We start from the raw sequence: 19,033 nt of genomic DNA, 5'->3' as shown, positions 1-19,033 counted from the left end.
GGCATTACTTTCGGTGGCGTTGGCTGGGGGTAAAAGCTGTGAGCAACGTCCTGCTTTTCGGAGCGCTCCTGCTGGTCGTGATTCTGATCTGGGAATTGCTGTCGCCGGTTCGGCGTGATACGTCGACACCTGATTATCGCGAGCCGTTCCAGATATATATAGGACCGGGTTTTCTGGGTGTCACACCCGGCGCCGCACAGCCGGCGGGAATCGCCGCCCGGCCTGTCGCCAGGCCCGTCGACCGGCTCGTCGACCGGCCGAGGAAGACGGTGGTCGGCCGGCTGTTGTTCGACCTGCGGCCGGCCGTTCCGCCTGCGGCGGCCGGTCCGTCCGCCCGTCCGGCAAAGCCTCCTGAGCCGGCAAAGCCTGAGCCGGCAAAGCCTGAGCCGGCAAAGCCTGAGCCGGCGACGCCGGCGGGCGGTGCGGTGCCGGAGCCGCCCGAGGTGCCCTTGGCACGTGAAGCGCCCGAGGTGTCCGAGGTGCCCGAGGTGCCCTTGGCACGTGAAGCGTCCGAGGTGCCCGAGGCACGTGAAGCGCCGGAGCCGCCGGAGGTGCTCGAGGCACGTGAAGCGCCCGAGGTGCCGGAGGTGCCCGAGGCACGTGAAGCGCCCGAGGTGCCGGAGGCTGCCGAGGCGCACAATGCGCCGGCCGGGGATCCGGCGGGGTCCGCGTCGCGCGGGTGGGGACGCCGTGCCGGCGCCTTCGCGGTCTCCGGGGTACTCGGCATCGGGCTCGGGGTCGTCGCCGTGCGCCTCCCGAGCTGGGTCCCCACGCATCCGGTCGCCACGTCGCACTCGGCGCGCGCGAGCGCGACCGCCTCGGCAACGGGTAACGCCGTGGCGTCCGTGCCGGTACCCATGTTCGCCCCGTACGTCATGACCTGGACCGGCGAGAACCTGTCGGCGCTGTCCCAGCAGTCCGGCGCCAAGAACCTCATGCTGGCCTTCGTCGTCGCCCCGAAGAAGGGGTCGTGCACCGTGTACTGGAACGGTGAGCCCAGCACCCCCGTCTCCCGGACCGTGTTCGGCAACGACATCGCCACCATCCGCGCCCGGGGCGGCGACGCCATCGTCTCCTTCGGCGGTGGCGTCGACGGCACGCCCAAGCTGGAGCTCGCCGATGCCTGCACCGACATCAACGCGATCGCCACGGCGTACGAGGACGTGATCACCACGTACAACCTGACGCGCATCGACATGAACATCGAGGGGGCGCCGGCCTGGGACACCGTGAGCATCGACCGGCGCAACAAGGCGCTCAAGATCGTGCAGGAGTGGGCCGCCTGGCACCACCGCGCCCTTCAGATCTCCTACACCCTGTCGGCGTGGCCGCACGGGCTCGCCGACAGCGGCATGGGCATCATGCGTAACGCCGTCGCCAACGGCGTGCGCGTCGACGTGGTCAACATCATGCCGTTCGACTACTGCGACAAGAACCGGCACTCGATGGTCATCGCGGTCAAGGAGGCCGTGACCGGCATGCATGACCAGCTCATCGACCTGTATCCGCAGCGGTCGCCGGCGGAGATCTGGCACATGCTCGGCGTCACCGTCATGCCGGGTATCGACGACTGCGGCATCGGGGAGATCCTCTCGCTGGCGAACGCCGAGAAGGTGGTGGCCTGGGCGGCCGACATGGGTGTGGCCCTGCTGTCGTTCTGGGCGCTCCAGCGCGACAACGGCGGCTGCCCGGGCGCCTCGATCAGTAGCGGTCGCTGTTCGGGCCTCGCCCAGTCCACCTGGCAGTTCACCCAGATCTTCGCGCCGTTCCCCGCCCTGCGCCGGGGAGCCTAGGCGTCCTTGCGTACCCGGCTGTCTTCGCGTACCCGGTAGCTGAGGTGGGTGACGCTCGGCGCGTCGACGACGCGGATCTTCTCGAGGCGTACCGGGCCGCCGAGGTGGTCGAACAGGCGGACCCCGCCGCCGAGCAGCACCGGCACCACCGCCAGGTGTAGCTCGTCGAGCAGGCCGGCCCGTATCGCCTGCTGCACGGCCTGCGCCCCGGCCAGCGACACGTCCCGGTCACCGGCCGCCGCCCTGGCCTGCGCGATGGCGCTGGCCACCCCGTCGGTGACGAACGTGTGCGGCACCGTGGTCTCCGGTAGGGGCCGTGGCACGTGGTGGGTGAGGATGAACAGCGGCCGGCCGGGCACCGGGCTGTCGCCGCCCCACCCGCCGGTGATGTCGTACGTGCGCCGGCCGGTGACCACGGCGCCGACCGGGTCGACGATCGCGTCGAAGACCGCCGCGCTCTGCCGGGCCATCCGGAACCTGGGGTGGTGCCGGCTCGGCGTGTCCCCGTCGGTGTACCACTCGAACAGGGCGGCGCCGCCCTCGCCCAGCGGCGCGGTCGGCCCGTCCTCCGGCCCGGCGATGTAGCCGTCCACCGATACCGCCAGCCCTACCACCACGTTGCCCATCACGCCCTCCTGTGCCGTGTCGCCATATTGACTCCGTCACCGGCGGAAATTCATCGACCTTGGACGCGCGGCGACCGGTCCGGGCCGCGGGCTTCGCCGAGCGGCCCGGACCGGTCGCCGGTTATGAGCGGGCTAACTGTCCTAGATCACAGGGAATCGTGATGCGAAGTGGAATGCTTGGCATTGCGAAGTAGTTGATCGTGACGCGACCGTCTGGGATCGCGACGCGATGGTTTGCTGCACAGTGGAGGAGCGTCCTGCATGGCGACGACATCGGCGGCCGGTACCGGTGCCGCACCGGCACCCGACACCCGGAACGCGGGGGGTGTCGGCTTCCGGTCGGACCGTGGCCCGGTGCTCCTGGCGGTCATGCTCAGCACCGGCCTGGTCGCCCTGGACTCGACGATCATCGCCACCGCGGTGCCGTCCATCGTGCGCGATCTCGGCGGCTTCTCGCAGTTCCCGTGGCTGTTCTCGATCTACCTGCTCACGCAGGCGGTCACGGTGCCGATCTACGGCAAGTTCGCCGACTCGCTGGGCCGTAAGCCGGTCATGTTCTTCGGCATCGCGCTGTTTCTGATCGGGTCGATCCTGTGCGGCGCGGCGTGGAGCATGCCGGCGCTGATCGTCGCGCGTGCCGTCCAGGGCATCGGCGCCGGAGCGGTGCAGCCGATGAGCATGACGATCGTCGGTGACCTGTACACCGTCGAAGAGCGGGCCCGGGTCCAGGGCTACCTGGCGAGCGTGTGGGGTATCGCCGCGGTGATCGGCCCGACCCTCGGCGGGGTGTTCTCCGAGTACGTGTCGTGGCGCTGGATCTTCTTCATCAACCTGCCGCTCGGGGCGGTGGCGGTGTGGATGATCGCCCGGCGCTTCGCCGAGCGCGTCACCCGTACCCGGCACCGGGTCGACTACGCGGGGGTGGCCCTGCTCACCGGCGGGTTCTCGCTGATCATCCTCGGGCTGCTCGAAGGCGGGGTGGCCTGGGGCTGGGCCTCGACCCAGAGCCTGGTCATCTTCGCGGTCGGCGTCGTCCTGCTCGTCGCGTTCGTCTTCGTCGAGCGCCGCGCCGCCGAACCGGTGCTGCCGCTGTGGGTCTTCAGCCGCCGCGTCCTCGCCGGTAGCAGCCTCAACGCGCTGGTCATCGGAGCCCTCACCATCGGGCTCAGCTCGTACCTGCCGACCTATTCGGAAGGGGTGCTCGGCACCAGCGCGCTGGTGGCCGGCTTCGCCCTCGCCGCGAACACCGTCGGCTGGCCGCTGGCAGCCAGCCAGGCCGGGCGGCTCTACCTGCGGATCGGCTTCCGCGACACGGCGCTCATCGGCACCGTCTTCGTGGTCGGCGGTACGGTGCTGGCCGCCCTGCTGGGGGAGAACACGTTGGTGTGGGGCGCCGCGGGCGCGGCCTTCGTGATGGGAGTCGGGCTCGGCCTGTCCGCCAGCCCGACCCTGGTCGCGGCACAGTCGGTCGTCGGGTGGGACCGCCGCGGCGTGGTGACGGGCGCCAACATGTTCAGCCGCTCGCTCGGCAGCGCGGTGGGAGCCGCCGTCTTCGGCGCGATCGCCAACGCGACCCTCGCCGACCGATTCGCCCACCCGCCGGCCGGGATCGCCGACCGGCTGCCGCGCAGCGTGGACGCCTCCAGCCTGGTGCTGGGCGGGCACACCCGGTCGCAGCAGCCGGCGGTGGCCGAGTACGTCCGCCGTTCGCTGTACGACGCCACGCACCACGTCTTTCTCGCCCTGGTCGTGCTCGCCGTGCTCGGCGTCGGCGCGCTGCTGCTGATGCCGCGCCGCAGCGAGCAGCTCACCTTCGAATAGGCGAGGGCTTCGACTGGGCGACGACTTCGACCGGGCGATGGCTTCGACTGGGCGACGGCGGAGATCCCCTACCCGGACTCAGGGTTGATCAAGGGATGCCTCAGGGTCGAAACCTGGATGCGCCATCTGCATAGAAGGTCATAACGTCAGGCTATGGCGTACTGGTGGGGGCAGCTGCAGGAGTTGCCGACGGCGCTGATCGAGGTGACGGTCGCCCTGGTCATGGTGCTCGACGCGATCCCCGTCGTCGGGATCGCGGTCCCCGGGGACGTCGCGGTCCTCACCGCGACGGGGATGAGCGGCCCGTACGCCGCCGCCGGACTGGTCATGTGGGTGCTCGGCGGGTGCCTGGCCGGCTCGTCACTGACCTTCGCCACCGGCCGGCTGTTCGGCGAACGGATCCGGCGCGGCCGGTCGGGTACGTGGATCGGCGAAGCCCGCTGGGCGGCGGCGGAGCGGGCCCTGGACCGCGGCGGACACATTCTCGTCGTCGCCCCGTTCCTACCGGTGATCAATACGCTGATCCCGCTCGCCGCCGGGGCCTTGAGCATGCCCTACCACCGCTTCGCGCGGTACTCGGTCCTCGGCTCCGCCCTGTGGGCCGGTCTCTACGTGGCGCTCGGCCTGGTCTCGCGGCGGATCGGCGGGCTGCTGCCCGGACCCCAGTACACCCTGCTGGCCACGGCGGCGGTCGGCATGGCCCTCGCATCGGCGAGCATGCTCATCGCCCGCCGCCGATCGGTGGCGCTCCAGGGCGTTCGGCGTGGCAGACGTTCTCGACCCCGCCCGATTCCCCGCACTCGGCCGGCTGAGCTCACCGGTCCTCACCGGGGGAGGCTTAGCCGCGCCCAACCCTCGACGTGGTCGCGGAAGGCGACCACCGGCGGGGACAGCGGCCGCTGCGCGACCCAGCACAGGCCGATCGTGCGCCCCGCCCCGGCGTCGGTGAGCGTGAGGTACGCCGGTCCGGCCGGCTCGTCGGTGGCGTGCGGCTCGGGGGCGTGCGGCTCAGGCACGATGGCGATGCCGAGGCCGGCGCCGACGAGCGCGCGTACGGTCTGCAGGTCCGACGAGTCCAGCGCCACGGTCGGCTCGAAGCCGGCGTCCCGGCACAGCTGGTCGGTGATGCGACGCAGGCCGGTGTCGGCGCGCAGCACGATGAACGGCTCGGCCGCGACGCTCGCGAGCGGCACCCGCCGCTGAGTGGCGAGCGGGTGGTCGGGCGGCACGGCCAGGCACAGCCGTTCGGAGTGGACCGGGTGCCAGGCGAGGTCGTCGCCGTCGGGCCGGGGGCTGGTCAGCGCGAGGTCGGCGTGCCCTTCGCGCAGCGACGCCACGACGACCTCGGCGACGTCCTGGGACAGCGCGAACCGTACCCGCGGCGCGCGGGCCCGGTACTCCCGGAGCAGGTCGGGCACCAGCCAGGCGCCGAAGGAGTGCAGGAACGCCAGCCGCACCAGGCCGGTGTCCGGGTCGGTCAGGGCGTCGATGCGTCGGCGGGCCGTGTCGAGCTCGGCGAGGGCCCGGCCGGCGTGCTCGCGCAGGATCCGGCCGTACTGGTTGAGCCGTAGCCGGCGCCCGTCCCGGTCGAACAGCGGGGCGCCGAGTTCGCGCTCCAGCCGGGCCAGCGCGCGGGACAGGGTGGGCTGGGACAGGTACAGCTCGTGCGCCGCGGCCGTCACCTGCTCGGTCTTCGCGAGGGCCAGAAACCAGCGCAGCTCGTCGGCGTTCACCCGCGCAATTATGCCGCCAGCGCATGAAGAAGTGCCACTTTCGTCATTTTGCACATGGATCGCGTGGAGGGATGTTTGTCAGGTGCAAGTAACGCTGTCCGCCCCCACCACGACGCCCAGCCAGGAAGGTCACCGCCTCGGCACCCGCGAGTACCGACGGCTGGCCATCGCCCTGTTCGCCGCCGGCATCGCCACCTTCTCGTCGCTGTACTGCACCCAGCCGCTCCTGCCGCTGCTGCAGGCGGCGTACCGGATCACGCCGGCGCAGGCGGCGCTGAGCGTCTCCGCGACCACGCTCGCGCTCGGCGTCGGCATGCTCCTGGTGAGCCCGCTGTCCGACGCGTTCGGCCGGGTCCGTTTCATGCGGGTGGCGCTGGGCGCCACCGCGGTGGTCGGCCTGGCCTGCGCGGTCGCCCCGAACTGGCCGGTGCTGCTGGTCCTGCGTGCCGTGCAGGGGCTGGCGCTCGCGGGGCTGCCGGCGGTCGCCATGGCATACCTGCGCGAGGAGGTCCACCGGCAGGCGCATGCCCGCGCGGCCGGCCTGTACATCGCGGGCACGGCGATCGGCGGCATGCTCGGGCGACTCGTCGCCGGCGGTCTGGCCGACGTCCTGGGCTGGCGCGCCGCGGTCGGTGGCGTCGCGCTCCTCGCGCTCGCCTGCGCCGTGACGGTCTTCGCTCTGCTGCCGGCGTCCCGTCGCTTCGTCGCGGCCCCGGCGAGCCCGGCGCGTCTCGCCCGGCTGACCGGGCGGCTGCTCACCGACCCGGTCCTGCTCGCCCTCGACGGGATCGGGGCCGCTCTGATGGGCGCGTTCGTCGCCGTGTTCAACGCCCTCGGCTTCCGGCTGGCGGCCGACCCGTACCGGCTCAGCGCCGGCGTGGCCGGCCTCGTGTTCCTCGTGTACCCGATCGGTTCGCTCGCCTCCGCCCTGGCGGGTCGGGCCGCCGGCCGGTTCGGCCAGCGGCCAGTCGTCCCGGCCGGGGTCGTGATCATGGCGGCCGGGGGCCTGCTGACCCTGGCGGGACCGTTGCCGCTCATCATCGCCGGGCTGGCGGTGCTGACCTTCGGCTTCTTCGCCGCGCACGGGGTGGCCAGCGGCTGGGTCGCCGCGCGGGCGCAGCTCGGGGGCGGCGGTACGGGCCAGGCCTCGGCGCTGTACCTGCTCGCGTACTACCTCGGCTCCTCCGTCTTCGGCGCGCTTTCCGGCCGGGCCTGGTCAGCCGGTGGATGGCCCGCCGTGACCGCGATGACGGTCGCGCTGACCGTCGCCGGCGGGCTGCTCGCCCTCGCGCTGACGCGCACCCGCCCGCTCGCGCAGGCCGCCGGAGAGCGGGCCGCCGCCGAGCGAGCCGCCGGCGAGCGGGCAGCCGGAGCGCCGGCCGCCGTGACGGGTACGACGTGATCCGGCACACGCCCGCGCGTGTCGCGGGGTGTCGCGCCTGAATGGACCGTCACTATTCCCCGGGGCCGGTGACGGGGGAAGGATCTTCAGGCGGATGGACGAGGTGAACGGCCGTACCGGCACTGTGGACGGCACGGCCGCGCCACAGTCCGGGCAGCGCCGGTCCACCCCGCGCCGGTCTACCCAGCGCCGGTGGCTGCGGGTGGCCCTGGCCACGGTGGCGGTGGTCGCCGCCGCGGCGGCCCTGCGGAGCCGGCTGCCCCAGCCCCACCAGGTGGTCGCGGCGGTCCGCAGCGCGCAGCCGGCCTGGCTGCTGCTCGGCTCCGTCGCCGAAGGCGTGTCGATGTCGATGTTCGCGCGGCAGCAGATGTGGCTGCTGCGGGGGTTCGGGGTGTCGACCACGATCTGGCGGGCCCTCGCGGTGTCGTACAGCCGGTCGGCGATCGCGATCAGCATGCCGGCGGGCTCCGCCGTCTCGGCCGGCTTCGCGTTCCGGGCCTTCCGGCAGTGGGGCGCCAGCCGGGAGGTGGCCGGCACGGTGATGGTCCTGTCCGGGCTGCTGTCGGCCCTCGGACTCGGCCTGCTGTACCTGTTCGGCTTCTTCCTGCTCCTGGCGGCGCACCCGGAAACGATCGGCCACGCGCACCCGGTCGGTACGGTGCTCGCCCTGGTGGCCGCCGTCGCGCTGGGCGCGTACACCGTCTGGAGTTCGAGGCGCGCCCGCGCGGACGGCCGCGGGTGGGGCGATCGGCGCCCGGCCGACGGGAGCGCCGACGAGGACTCGCCGATCCGGCGCTGGATCGGTGTCGCCCGCCGCATCGGCGCCGCGACGAAGGCCATGCCGGCGCTCCACCGCAGGATCGCCCTGGCGTTCGCCGTGGCCAACTGGCTGGCCGACCTGGGCTGCCTGGCCGCCGTCGCGGAGGCGTTCGACCTGCCGGTGAGCCTCTTTCAGCTCGGCACGGTCTACGTGGTGGTCCAGCTCGTCCGCCAGGTTCCGATCACCCCGGGCGGCGTCGGCGTCATCGAGGCGAGCCTGCTGGCGTCACTGGTGGCAGCCGGCGCCCGGCAGGGTCCGGCCGCGGCGGTCGTCCTCGGGTACCGGCTGTTCTCCGCCTGGCTCATCGTCCCGGCCGGGCTCTTCGCCTGGGCCCTGCTGCGGCGCCGGCAGTCCCCCGCCACGGGCTGACCCCGGCGTCTGCGGCCCGGCAGTCAGCGGCCCGGCAGTCAGCGCACCAGCGCGACCGGCCAGGTGGGGCGACGAAGCTGGGCCATGACGTGCTGGACCAGGGCGATGAGCACCGCCTTGCTGGACGCCCGGCTGCGGGCGTCGCACAACACCAGCGGTACGTCCGGCTCGAGGTCGAGCGCCTCGCGGACCTCGTCCGGAGTGTGCTCCTCGGCGTCGTCGTCGAAGCAGTTGACGGCCACGACGAACGGCGTGCCGCGCCGCTCGAAGTAGTCGATGGACTGGAAGCAGTCCTCGAGCCGGCGGGTGTCGGCCAGCACCACCGCGCCGAGCGCGCCGAGCGCCAGTTCGTCCCACAGGAACCAGAACCGGTCCTGCCCCGGCGTGCCGAACAGGTACAGCACGATCTCCTCGTCGATGGTGATGCGGCCGAAGTCCATCGCCACCGTCGTGGTGGTCTTTTGCTCGACCCCCGAGACGTCGTCCACCCCGGTGCTCGCCTCGGTGAGCAGCTCCTCGGTCTGCAGCGGCCGGATCTCGCTGACCGAAGCCACCATCGTGGTCTTGCCCGCGCCGAAGCCGCCGGCGATCAGGATCTTGAGCGCGGTGGGGACCCGCGTCGGGTCAGAGGGCTTGGAGGCCATTGAGTACCGCCTTGAGGATGCGCTCGGAGGGCTGCACGGTGCTGACGTTCGGCTCGTACGACGAGAGGAGGCCCTGCTCGATCAGGTCACTGAGCAGGATGCGGGTCACCCCGAGGGCCAGGTCGAGATGGGCGGCGAGCTCCGAGACGGTGATCGGCTGGCGCGCGGCCGCCAGGATCGCCCGGTGCTCGGGCTGCAGGTTCGGCGCCCGGGTGCGGGGCCCGGCCTTGGCCACCACGTACGCGACCATGTCCAGTGGCGCGGCCGGGCGCACCCGGCCTCCGGTCATCGCGTACGGGCGCACAACCGGGCCCGCCTCGGAGTCCATCCAGAAGTCATCGGCCATGGAGGCGTTGCTCATCCGGCTTCCGTGGTCGATCGGGGACCCGTCGCCATGTTCTGACCGACCCGCGTCACGAGCATCGCCATCTCGTACGCGATGAGCCCGATGTCGGAGTCGCCGTCGGCGAGTACGGCGAGGCAGGCGCCCCGCCCCGCCGCGGTGACGAACAGGAACGCCGACTCCATCTCGATGACGGTCTGGCGGACCGGTCCGCTGCCGAAGTGGCGCGCGGCGCCCCGCGCCAGGCTCTGGAATCCGGCCGCCAGCGCCGCCAGGTGTTCGGCGTCCTCCTGAGCCAGCCCGCGCGAGGCGCCCATCTGCAGCCCGTCGACCGACAGCACCACTGCCCGCTGCACCGACGGCACCCGGTCCACCAGGTCGTCGAGCAGCCAGTTGAAGACCGACGAGCCGGAACTCTGCTGAACCGTCACTTGTACTCCTCCTGTCCGGTTTGACCTGCGCCGGCCCGGCGGCCCCGTTTCATACCGGCCTGGAACGACGACATGCGGGTCCGGATCAGTTCAGGGGTCGGCGCGACGGGAGCCTGGTCGGCGTCGATGATCGAGGCTGTCGTGTTCTTCAACTGGGGCGCCAGGCTGGCCTGGCGGATGCGGCGGGGCAGCCCGCGGGGTCTCGGGAGTCGCGGAGCCGTGGCCGCCGGATCGCCCGTCGGGGATCCCGGTTCGGCCTCGGCGGTCGGCCCGGACGCGGCGACGTGGAGCGGCGCGTGAGGTGCGGTCGCCTGGGGTCCGGTCGCCTGGGGTCCGGTCGCCTGGGGGCCGGTCGCCTGGGATGGCGGGTCCGACGGCGCGGGCTGGACGGGGATGGCGGCCCGGATCGGCACGGCGGCCGGGATGGTGCGAGCGGGTGAGGTCGGCTCGGCGGGCGAGGTTGGCGCGGCGGGCGCGGCGGGTGAGGTCGGCGTGTCGGACGCGGTCGGCGTGTCCGGTCGCTCGGCGGAAGCCGTCAGGCGCAGCGGCGCCTCCGGCTGCGGCTCGGTGGGCGGTGGGACCGGCGTACGGCTGCGCAGCCACTCGAACGACTCCTGCTGGTCCTGTCCGGCGTACCCGTTCGTGCCGGCGGCGGCCGGTTCCGTGTCGCCGTCCGCCCGGTGCTGGCCGGCCCCGACCATCGCCGGGAACTGCTGCGTCACCCCGTTGTGCGGGGTCACGTGCTGGGCGTCGCCCAGCTCGCCCACCGCGACGATCAGGTCGGTCGGGATCAGGACGACGGCGGTGACGCCGGCGAAGATCGAGTGCCGGAGCTGAACGCGGATGCCGTGCTTGGCGGCCAGCCGGGCGACGACGAACAGACCCAGCTGGGCGCTGTCGGCCAGGTCGAAGTCGGGCGGGTTGAGCAGCCGCCGGTTGGTCGCCTCCAGTGCCTCCGGCGTCATGCCCAGTCCGCGGTCCTCGATCTCCACGGCGAAGCCGTTGCCCACCGCCTGGCCGGTGACGATGACCGGGGTGGTCGGCGGCGAGTAGTGGGTGCCGTTCTCGATCAGCTCGGCGAGCAGGTGGACCAGGTCGCCGACGGCCGGCCCGATGAGCGCCTCCTCGCCGAGTACGGAGAGCTTGACCCGGGAGTAGTCCTCGATCTCGGAGATGGCGCCGCGGATGACGTCGATCATCGGTACCGGCTGCCGCCAGCCCCGGCCGGGCGTGTTGCCGGCCAGGATGACGAGGTCCTCGGCGTGCCGGCGCATGCGGGTGGCGAGGTGGTCGATGCGGAAGAGGTTTTCCAGCTCCTCGGGCTCGGTGGTGCGCCGCTCCATGCTGTCGAGCAGGGCGAGCTGCCGGTGGAGCAGGCTCTGGCTGCGCCGGGCGATGTTGACGAAGAACTGGTTGATGCCCTGCCGGAGGGTGGCCTCGTCCACCGCCGCTTCGATGGCGGTCCGGCGTACCCGGTTGAACGCCTGGCCGACCTGTCCGATCTCGTCGTCACCGAGATCCAGGGGAGGCGCCTCCAGCGCGGCGTCGACCCGTTCCCCGCGGCGTAGGCGGGCCACCACGTCGGGCAGGCGGGCGTCGGCGAGGTCGAGCGCGGCGCCGCGCAGCCCGGCGAGACGTACCGAGACCGACCGGCCGAGCCGGATGGTGAGCAGCAGGGAGAGCGCGACGGCGAGGAGACCGCCGAGCCCGGTCAGTGTGAGATTGAGCCGCGCGGTGTCGGCCGCGTCGTTGATGCGCCGGTTGATGTCCTGGCCGAGAGCCGCGATGAACGCCTTGAGCAGGGCGAGGGCCGGCTGGTAGACGGCGTTCCAGGTAGCGGGGTCGGTCGGTGGGACACCGCCGTTGATGCCCTTGGCCAGCATGGGGTTGTTGTGGGCGTACACGGCCTGGGTTCTCGGATCTGCGATGAACTTGTCGACCAGGTCTTTGAGATCGCCAGTGAACAGCGCCGACGCCTGGTTGATCTGGTTTGCCATGGCGCCGATCAGCTGGGTGAGCGCCACCGAGTCCACCGGCGTGTACCGGCGTGCGAGGGCCAGGCCGGCGATGGCCGCGTCCTCCTCGCTGAGCTGGTCGTTGAGGCGGGCGGTCGCGGTCTGGCCGGCCTGTTCCTTGGCGACCTCGGACGTCACGCTTTCCGGTAGCGAGTCGAACAGGGCGAAGACGGCCCAGATGATGGTGGTGTAGAGCATCCGGGCGGTGGGGCGGTCCGGGCTGGTGGCCACCGCCTGGCGGGCGGCGGGCAGCTTGTCCAGCGCCTGGATGGTCTCGTCCATCTTGCGCCTGGTCACGTCGTTGTTGCTGCGGAGTTCGGACTGGCTGAGCAGCCGGCGGTACCTGGACACCGCGGCGTCGGTGGTCGCTTCGGCGGACTGCAGCGTGAGGGGGTCGATCCGGTCGAGGGCCAGGTACGCGTCGGCCGCTTTCCGCTCGGCCTGGAGCGCTTCCACGACGGCGTTGCCCGGATTGCGGACGTCCCGGTCGGCGACGGAGGCCAGGCGCAGGTCGAGCACCGGTTTGGCCACGGTGACGAGCGCGAACGCGTAGAGCCCGATGAGTGCCACCAACGGCAGCGTGAGCATCGCGATCATCTGCCGTCTGATCGATCTGGACCTGTTGCGCTTCATTACATCTCGATTCGAAAGCCCTCGGGGGCGCGCCCTGTCCCTTAACGCCACCGGATGGTGGACAAAACTTAGTGAGAAGCAATATTGCTGTCTAGGCAGCCGCCGAAATTGACCACTATCGGGGGCGGACATTAACGGATATCGACGCCAAAACGGGCCCGTCGAGGTCGTCCGAGCTCGGCCTGTGTCGACGCGTCGTCACGCCCTCGTCCGTCGTCCGTAATGTCCGGACGATCCTTGCATGTCCTCGCACTCACTGGTTCGAGGCGACGAGGCGCGGCCGCCGGCCGGGTGTCTGCGTCCCGACGAACGGGCCACCGGACCGATCGTGGTGGTCGAATTCAGGCACCGGCGGGGCAAATGTGAGCGGGATGGCCGGGGAATGCGGTGGAAAAGGTCGTGAAAATTGCCCAGCGTGGGTAATCAAATACGAGCCGTAATGTGACGCTGCGAAATCCGGGCAATGTTGCGCACATTGCGGTCTCCGGGCGCCCCGAGGCCGCAATGTGCGCAACATTGCTCAGCCGTGGCTAGCTGCCGGCGAGCGTCGCGGCGACCATCGCGCCGAGCTCCCAGCACTCGTCGAGGCCCGCCTTGCCCGGCTCGCCGGTGACGACCAGCGGCGGCCGTACCTGTTGCCAGCGCAGGCCGGTCGTGATCGCCTCGATGGCGCGGACCGCGCCGCTCGCGTCGCTGTTGCCGTGCAGGTACGCGGCGTACGGGCGACCGGCGGTCGCCTCCAGGCACGGGTAGTAGATCTGGTCGAAGAAGTGCTTCAGCGCGCCGCTGATGTACCCGATGTTGACCGGCGTGCCGAGCAGGTAGCAGTCGGCTTCGAGCACGTCGACGGCCGTGGCGGTCAGCGCCGGCCGCGCGACGACCTCGACCCCCTCGATCTCGTCGGTGCCCGCCCCGGCGCGCACCGCCTCGTACATCGCCTGGAGGGTCGGCGACGCCATGTGATGGACGATCAGCAGCCTCTTCACCGCGCCGAGCGTAGTCGCGCCTCACCGGTGGGGTACGAGGGCGCGCCCCCGGCACCGCGGATCGACCGGACCCGTCGCGTGGGACGGCGTGATCCAGGTCAGCACGGTCTGCTCCACCTGCCAGTCGTGGACGCTGACCGGAATGGTGGGGATCTGCCGGTCGTCCGGGCACAGCGTCTCGGACATGACCTGCGAGGTCAGTACGAACTGGACGGCACCGTTCTCGTCGAGCAGGGTGGTCATCTGGTTGTCGACCACGATCACGTGCCCGATCACCACCCGTACCGGTGCGGCGCCCGGCGCGGCGCCGACCTCGACGGCGACGGTCGGCAGGATCGGGGCCTTCAGGAGGATCGCGCCGGCGAGGATCGGCGCGACCATCAGGGCGGCGATCGCGACCGCGTGCGTCACCGGACGGGCGGTGCGGGCCGGCACCGGACCGGTCAGCAGGGGCGCCACCGCGGGTGGGAGCAGCAGCAGCGCCGCGGTGACCGGCTCGCGCGCGACCATCGCCTGCACGATGGCGGGCGCGAGCCACAGGTACGCGGCGACCGCGGCGGCGACCGGCGCCGCCACGCAGGCGGCACGCACCAGCCGGGGGTTGTCCGGGAACCGCTGCCGCACGGTCAGCCCGGTGATGGCGAGCGCCAGCATCAGCAGCATCGGCAGGAACCGCATCTGCCAGGTCAGCGCCGCCAGCAGCACCGCGGACGCGACGACCCAGTCGGGTACGCGTCGGGCGGCGCGGACCAGCCAGGTGGGCCGCCGGGCGGCCTCCGCCGGGTCGCTCGTCTCCTCCAGGGCCCCGAGGGCCCGGATGAGCAGCACGATCGCCGGCGGGATCCACACCAGGGTCACCAGCAGCGTGGTCACCAGGCCGAGCGGGCTGACGTACTGCATGAGCAGCAGCAGCGTCTGCAGGTCCTGCCCGCTCAGATACCACAGCCGCATGACCAGCAGCAGCACCGGGAACGCCGGCAGCAGCGCGTACAGCCAGTGGTCGCTGCGGGCGGCCGGCCGTCGGTCGAGCAGTGGGGGCGTCACCACGTGGCCGCCTCGGCACCCGGCCGGGCGAGCGCGCGCATCCGCCACGGCCACTCGCGGATCCGGACCTTGTCCACCGGCGGCTGCTCGTCGATGGCGACCTGCTGGGGCAGGCTGTCGCGCTCCTCCGGCAGCAGGTTGGTGCGGAACGCCTCCTCCCACCGGTCGTCCCGCGGGTCGTACTTGGAGTGGTAGAGCGCCAGGTTCACCAGGTCCCTGAGCGCGGAGTTGGTGCCGACGTTGATGCCCCAGCGCTCATCGGCGTCCACGCCGAGGGCGTGCATGCGTAGCTCGTTGTGGTAGAGGTGGGCGAAGCCGGCGAGGATGGCGGCGTCCGTGGTGACGGCGTCGAAATCGCCGCGCCGCAGCCCGGCCACGCAGTCACTGATCTTGTTCTTGGTGTACGCCTGGACCCCCGACCGCTCGGCGAGCTGTTCGGAGGTGGAGGTGGTGAGCGAGCACACCTTCTCGCCGCGCAGGTCACCCAGCGACTGCACGGTGGGGTGGTCGCGTCGGGTCAGCACCGACTGCGCCGTCCGCAGGTACGGGGCCGAGAAGCCCACGTCGGGCATGGCCCGCCGCTCGGCGGTGATGCTGTAGCTGGCCACCACCAGGTCGACGGTGACGAACCCGTCGCCGTCGCGGGCCTGCATGCGGGCGCGGTCCTTGCTCTCGATGGGGTAGAACCGGACCTGCTCGCGGGTGAAGTCGAGCTCGGCGGCGATCATGTAGGCGATGTCGATGTCGAAGCCGCTGTAGGCTCCGGTCTTCTCGTCACGCAGCGCGATACCGGGTTGGTCGTCCTTGACGCCGATCCTCAGCTCGCTCTTGCCGATCAGCCCGGCCTCGCGGATCAGGTCGTCTTTGGACGGGGGCGCCACGTCGACGACGGTGACCACGACGACGGCCACGGTGGTGAGCACCACCGCGGCGAGCCCGGCGAGCCGGAGCCGGCGCATGAGATCGCGGCGGCGCCGCTGTCTGGCGACCGGGTCCGACGCGGCGTCAGCCGTCCGTTCCTCCACTTTCGACATCTGTCCGGTCCCCTCGTCGCCCGCCACCAGCGGTCACCACACCGCATCCGCGTCGATGCGGAGCTTGCCGGCCCGGCGGGCGCCGGACAATAACCGGTGAGGAATATCTATGTCGGGTTTCCTGCACGGCAACCGGCACGTGCCGGCCCGGCCGGGGCCCGGCGCCCGTTTGCCCGGTTTCCATAACGGGCGGAGGTCGCGGCTTAGGCGTGTGTTGATTGTCGATTAAGTCGCTGGCGCGCGCCGGGGGCCGCCGGCAGGGTGGCATCCAGGCTGAAGGTTCGCTCTGCGAAGGAGACGATCACGGCATGGCCGATCTGATTTCACCCACCAAGCGCCAGCTCGAACGCGATGTGATGGCCATGCTCGCGGCGGATCACCGGCCGTTGACCCTCGAGCAGGTGCGCGAGCGGCTCGGCGGCGGTGTGATGGCGACGACGGTCATGACCGTCCTGAACCGCCTGCACGAGCAGGGGTTGGCCCGCTGCGAATGGGTGGGGCGGTCCTACGTGTACATCGCCGACGCCGACCGGGCCGAGCGCACGGCGGGCCGGATCCGGGCGCTGCTCGACGCCGACGGGGACCGCCGGGCGGTCCTGGCGCGGCTCATCGCGATGCTGCCGCCCGACGAGCGGCTGGAACTCAGCGACCTGCTGCGAGGCGACTACGCCGAGGCGGCGGCAGCGCCGGCCTGATCCACGGACGGCGGCTGACCGGCCGCGCCGGCGTCGGTAGCCTGGTCTCCTGTGACGACCTCACCACAGCGCGACGTCGACATCGCAGTGTTCGGCGCCACCGGCTTCACCGGGGCGCTCACCGCCGAGTACCTGGCCGCGCACGCCCCGGCCGGGCTGCGGTGGGCGCTCGCCGGGCGCAACCGCGTGAAGTTGGCCGCGCTGCGCGACCGGCTCGGCGCGACCGCCGAGATCATCGAGGCCGACGTCGGCGACGCGGACTCGCTGCGCCGGCTGGCGGAGGCGTCCCGGGTGGTCGTCACGACGGTCGGCCCCTACGTCAAGTACGGCGAACCGCTCGTCGCCGCGTGTGCCGCCGCCGGCACCGACTACGTCGACCTGACCGGCGAGCCGGAGTTCATCGACCTCATGTACCTGCGCCACCACGCCACCGCGCAGCGCACCGGCGCCCGGCTCGTGCACGCCTGCGGCTTCGACTCCGTCCCGCACGACCTGGGGGCGATGTTCACCGTCGAGCAGTTGCCGCCGGACCACCCGATCCGGCTGCGCGGGTACGTCACGGCGGGCGGCACCATCTCCGGTGGGACGCTCGAGTCCGCGGTGACCGCGTTCGCGCGGATGCGCCAGACGGCCGCGGCGCACCGCGAGCGGCAGCGCAGGCAAGGGCGCGACGGGCCACGGCGGGTACGCGCCGTCGCCGGCCGCCCCGGCTACGACGCCGACGCGGGGGCGTGGGTGCTTCCACTGCCGACGGTCGATCCGCAGATCGTGGCCCGCTCCGCGCAGGCGCTCGACCGGTACGGCCCGGACTTCTCGTACAGCCATTTCGTGGCGTTGAAGAGCCCGCTGGCCGCGGCGGGGCTGACCGCCGCCGTGGCCGGCACGTTCGCGCTCGCACAGCTACCGCCGACCCGCAACCTGCTGCTGCGGCTGCGCCCCGCGGGGACCGGACCGACGCCCGCGCAGCGGGAGAAGGGGTGGTTCCGGGTGCGGTTCATCGGCGACAGCGGCGACCGGCGGGTCGTCACCGAGGTGGCCGGGGGCGACCCGGGCTACGGCGAGACGGCGAAGATGCTGGCCGAGTCGGCGCTGTGCCTGGCGTACGACCCACTGTCGGCGACGGCCGGCCAGGTGACGACGGCGGTGGCGATGGGCGACGCGCTGCGGGTACGGCTGGAGCGCGCCGGCATCACGTTCCGGGTGGTCTCCGCGAACCCGTGACCCGCTATCCGTGCGCCGTCAGGAAACCGGCGACCGCCGACTCGTAGCCGGTCGGATCGACGTTCCAGGAGCGGGTGTGGTCGCCACCGCTGGTGGTGACGAGCGTGACCAGGTCCGGGCGGGCCGCCGCGAACCGCAGCGACGGTCCAGGTGGGACGGTCGAGTCGGACCGGTCGACGAACAGCAGGAACGGGGTGGTGAAGGTACCGGCCCGGTCGACCTGGTCGAAGTCGTCGAGGGACAGGTGTGCCCGCTGTTCGACGACCCGCTCGGCCGTCCAGGTCAGAAACTCCGGCAGGCTGCGCTGCGACGCCTGGAGGTCCAGCGTCGCGTTCCAGTCCAGCACCGGGCAGTCGAGGACGGCGCCGCGCACGAGCGCGGCGTCGGCGGGCGGCAGCCGCCGGATGGTCGTCATGACCACCGCGCCGCCCATCGACCAGCCATAGAGGACGACCCCGGTCGCGCCGTGGTCGCGGGCGTACCGGACCGCGGCGGCCACGTCCCGCCACTCGGTGTCGCCCAGGTGGTAGTAGCCGTCCGGGCTGCGCGGCGCCCCGACGTCGTTGCGGTAGGTGACCACGAGGGTCGGCGCGCCGGCCGCGGCGATGGTGGGCAGGACGCGCAGGGCCTCCTGGCGCGTACCGCCCCGCCCGTGCACCGCGATGACCCACGTCGTACGCGCGGGGCTCGCGGTCGGCGGCACGTACCAGGCCGGTGCGTCGCCGCCGTCGTCGTGGATCGTCACGTCGGTGAAGGGGAGGCCGCGCGCGGTGCGCGGATCGCCGGTGAAGACCCCGGTGTCGAGGTGCGCGTGCAGTCCGGGCCGCAGCGCGCCGCGCTCGACCTCGGTCACCGTGCGTACCACCGCGTCGCCCGCCGGCCGGACGGCGGAGCTGAGCAGGGCGTGGCCGCCGTTCCAGGTGAGTCCGAAGCGGACCGGGCGGGCGGTGTCGGCGTCCCTGCTGAGCGTGACCTCGCTGCCGGCGACCGACACGACGGTCACCGGGTCGGTGACCGAGTGGTCGACCCGTAGCAGCTCGCTGGAGAAGTACCAGCCGCCGCCGAGCGTGCCGGCGACCGCGAGAAGCGCCACGGCCGACGGTACGGCCACGGCGCGTCGCAGCCAGCGCCGCCGTCGCCGTACCGGGGCCGGCGCGGGTGCGGGCGTCGCGGGTGCGGCCGGCGCGGGTGCGGCCGGCGCGGGGGCGGGCGGCTCGGTCGGCGGTGCGCCGGTCGCGCCGGCGACGGTCTCCGCCGCGCCCGGCGCCTCACTCTGATCCACCTCGGCCCCTTCCTCGACCAGGATGCCGTCGGCCCGCCCCTACCGCCGGTTCGCGTTCATCGGCGTCGAAGGCTACCCGGCGGTCGCAACCGGGTTCGTCGCGCCGGACACGGGCGGACCCGCCCAGTCCGGCATCGACCG

17 protein-coding genes and 1 pseudogene are annotated in these 19,033 nt (G+C 72.4%); 7 read left to right on the top strand and 11 right to left on the bottom strand.

Translation table 11 applies throughout. The features are described from left to right. The first annotated feature begins 38 nt into the window (after positions 1-38). On the top strand, positions 39-1,793 hold the full coding sequence (locus HC031_RS34575) for a glycosyl hydrolase family 18 protein (RefSeq protein WP_167928405.1): 1,755 nt from the start codon (positions 39-41) through the stop codon (positions 1,791-1,793). On the opposite strand, the gene HC031_RS27785 is transcribed toward HC031_RS34575, so the two are convergent. Next, entirely contained in the window at positions 1,790-2,419 is a 630-nt protein-coding gene (locus tag HC031_RS27785) for a dihydrofolate reductase family protein (RefSeq protein WP_167928404.1), read from the bottom strand. The genes HC031_RS34575 and HC031_RS27785 overlap by 4 nt on opposite strands. A 261-nt stretch (positions 2,420-2,680) precedes the next feature. On the opposite strand from HC031_RS27785, the gene HC031_RS27780 reads away from it, so the two are divergent. Continuing rightward, positions 2,681-4,240, top strand: a complete 1,560-nt coding sequence (locus HC031_RS27780; RefSeq protein WP_167928403.1) for an MDR family MFS transporter — start codon at positions 2,681-2,683, stop codon at positions 4,238-4,240. 146 nt (positions 4,241-4,386) lie between these two features. On the opposite strand, the gene HC031_RS33565 is transcribed toward HC031_RS27780, so the two are convergent. After that, positions 4,387-4,617: a hypothetical protein gene (locus HC031_RS33565; protein WP_240943125.1), complete on the bottom strand. Its 231-nt coding sequence runs from the start codon at positions 4,615-4,617 to the stop codon at positions 4,387-4,389. Here HC031_RS33565 and HC031_RS33560 point away from each other — a divergent pair. Further along, positions 4,535-4,804, top strand: a pseudogene (locus tag HC031_RS33560) (DedA family protein); the annotation flags it as partial. The gene HC031_RS33565 and the pseudogene HC031_RS33560 sit on opposite strands and share 83 nt — an antisense overlap. Before the next feature lie 260 nt (positions 4,805-5,064). Here HC031_RS33560 and HC031_RS27770 read toward each other — a convergent pair. Beyond that, complete coding sequence (locus tag HC031_RS27770) at positions 5,065-5,973, bottom strand: LysR substrate-binding domain-containing protein (RefSeq protein ID WP_167928402.1); 909 nt, start codon at positions 5,971-5,973, stop codon at positions 5,065-5,067. Between the two features lie 82 nt (positions 5,974-6,055). Here HC031_RS27770 and HC031_RS27765 point away from each other — a divergent pair, with 82 nt between their 5' ends. Both HC031_RS27765 and HC031_RS27760 read left to right on the top strand, forming a co-directional pair. Then, the gene (locus HC031_RS27765) at positions 6,056-7,375 is read left to right on the top strand and encodes an MFS transporter (protein ID WP_338090860.1); all 1,320 of its coding nucleotides are present in this window, start codon (positions 6,056-6,058) and stop codon (positions 7,373-7,375) included. 94 nt (positions 7,376-7,469) lie between these two features. Next, the gene (locus HC031_RS27760; protein WP_167928400.1) at positions 7,470-8,564 is read left to right on the top strand and encodes a lysylphosphatidylglycerol synthase transmembrane domain-containing protein; all 1,095 of its coding nucleotides are present in this window, start codon (positions 7,470-7,472) and stop codon (positions 8,562-8,564) included. Positions 8,565-8,602: 38 nt separating this feature from the next. Here HC031_RS27760 and HC031_RS27755 read toward each other — a convergent pair whose 3' ends face one another. The 7 genes from HC031_RS27755 to HC031_RS27725 all read right to left on the bottom strand — a co-directional run bounded on the left by HC031_RS27755 (position 8,603) and on the right by HC031_RS27725 (position 15,694). Beyond that, entirely contained in the window at positions 8,603-9,208 is a 606-nt protein-coding gene (locus HC031_RS27755; RefSeq protein ID WP_167928399.1) for a GTP-binding protein, read from the bottom strand. Then, the gene (locus HC031_RS27750; RefSeq protein WP_240943112.1) at positions 9,189-9,569 is read right to left on the bottom strand and encodes a DUF742 domain-containing protein; all 381 of its coding nucleotides are present in this window, start codon (positions 9,567-9,569) and stop codon (positions 9,189-9,191) included. The genes HC031_RS27755 and HC031_RS27750 overlap by 20 nt, the downstream gene beginning before the upstream one ends. Next, entirely contained in the window at positions 9,566-9,982 is a 417-nt protein-coding gene (locus HC031_RS27745; protein WP_167928398.1) for a roadblock/LC7 domain-containing protein, read from the bottom strand. Before HC031_RS27745 ends, HC031_RS27750 begins: the two co-directional genes overlap by 4 nt. Further along, positions 9,979-12,594, bottom strand: a complete 2,616-nt coding sequence (locus tag HC031_RS27740; protein WP_167928397.1) for a sensor histidine kinase — start codon at positions 12,592-12,594, stop codon at positions 9,979-9,981. The genes HC031_RS27745 and HC031_RS27740 overlap by 4 nt, the downstream gene beginning before the upstream one ends. Before the next feature lie 566 nt (positions 12,595-13,160). Then, a complete protein-coding gene (locus tag HC031_RS27735) occupies positions 13,161-13,616 on the bottom strand; it encodes a flavodoxin family protein (protein ID WP_240943111.1) in 456 nt (151 codons plus the stop codon). A gap of 21 nt (positions 13,617-13,637) precedes the next feature. Next, on the bottom strand, positions 13,638-14,663 hold the full coding sequence (locus tag HC031_RS27730) for a hypothetical protein (protein WP_167928396.1): 1,026 nt from the start codon (positions 14,661-14,663) through the stop codon (positions 13,638-13,640). Next, positions 14,657-15,694 carry a transporter substrate-binding domain-containing protein gene (locus HC031_RS27725; RefSeq protein WP_167928395.1) on the bottom strand — a complete coding sequence of 346 codons (1,038 nt, stop codon included), beginning with the start codon at positions 15,692-15,694 and terminating at the stop codon, positions 14,657-14,659. The genes HC031_RS27730 and HC031_RS27725 overlap by 7 nt, the downstream gene beginning before the upstream one ends. 308 nt (positions 15,695-16,002) lie before the next feature. On the opposite strand from HC031_RS27725, the gene HC031_RS27720 reads away from it, so the two are divergent. After that, positions 16,003-16,389, top strand: a complete 387-nt coding sequence (locus HC031_RS27720; RefSeq protein WP_167928394.1) for a BlaI/MecI/CopY family transcriptional regulator — start codon at positions 16,003-16,005, stop codon at positions 16,387-16,389. Positions 16,390-16,440: 51 nt separating this feature from the next. Further along, positions 16,441-17,610 carry a saccharopine dehydrogenase NADP-binding domain-containing protein gene (locus HC031_RS27715; protein ID WP_167928393.1) on the top strand — a complete coding sequence of 390 codons (1,170 nt, stop codon included), beginning with the start codon at positions 16,441-16,443 and terminating at the stop codon, positions 17,608-17,610. Between the two features lie 4 nt (positions 17,611-17,614). Here HC031_RS27715 and HC031_RS34570 read toward each other — a convergent pair whose 3' ends face one another. Then, a complete protein-coding gene (locus HC031_RS34570) occupies positions 17,615-18,892 on the bottom strand; it encodes an alpha/beta fold hydrolase (protein WP_167928392.1) in 1,278 nt (425 codons plus the stop codon). Positions 18,893-19,033 lie beyond the last annotated feature (141 nt).

It is taken from the genome of Planosporangium thailandense (genome assembly GCF_011947195.1).
GTDB lineage: Bacteria > Actinomycetota > Actinomycetes > Mycobacteriales > Micromonosporaceae > Planosporangium > Planosporangium thailandense.
This window is presented reverse-complemented; position numbering and strand designations above follow the sequence as displayed.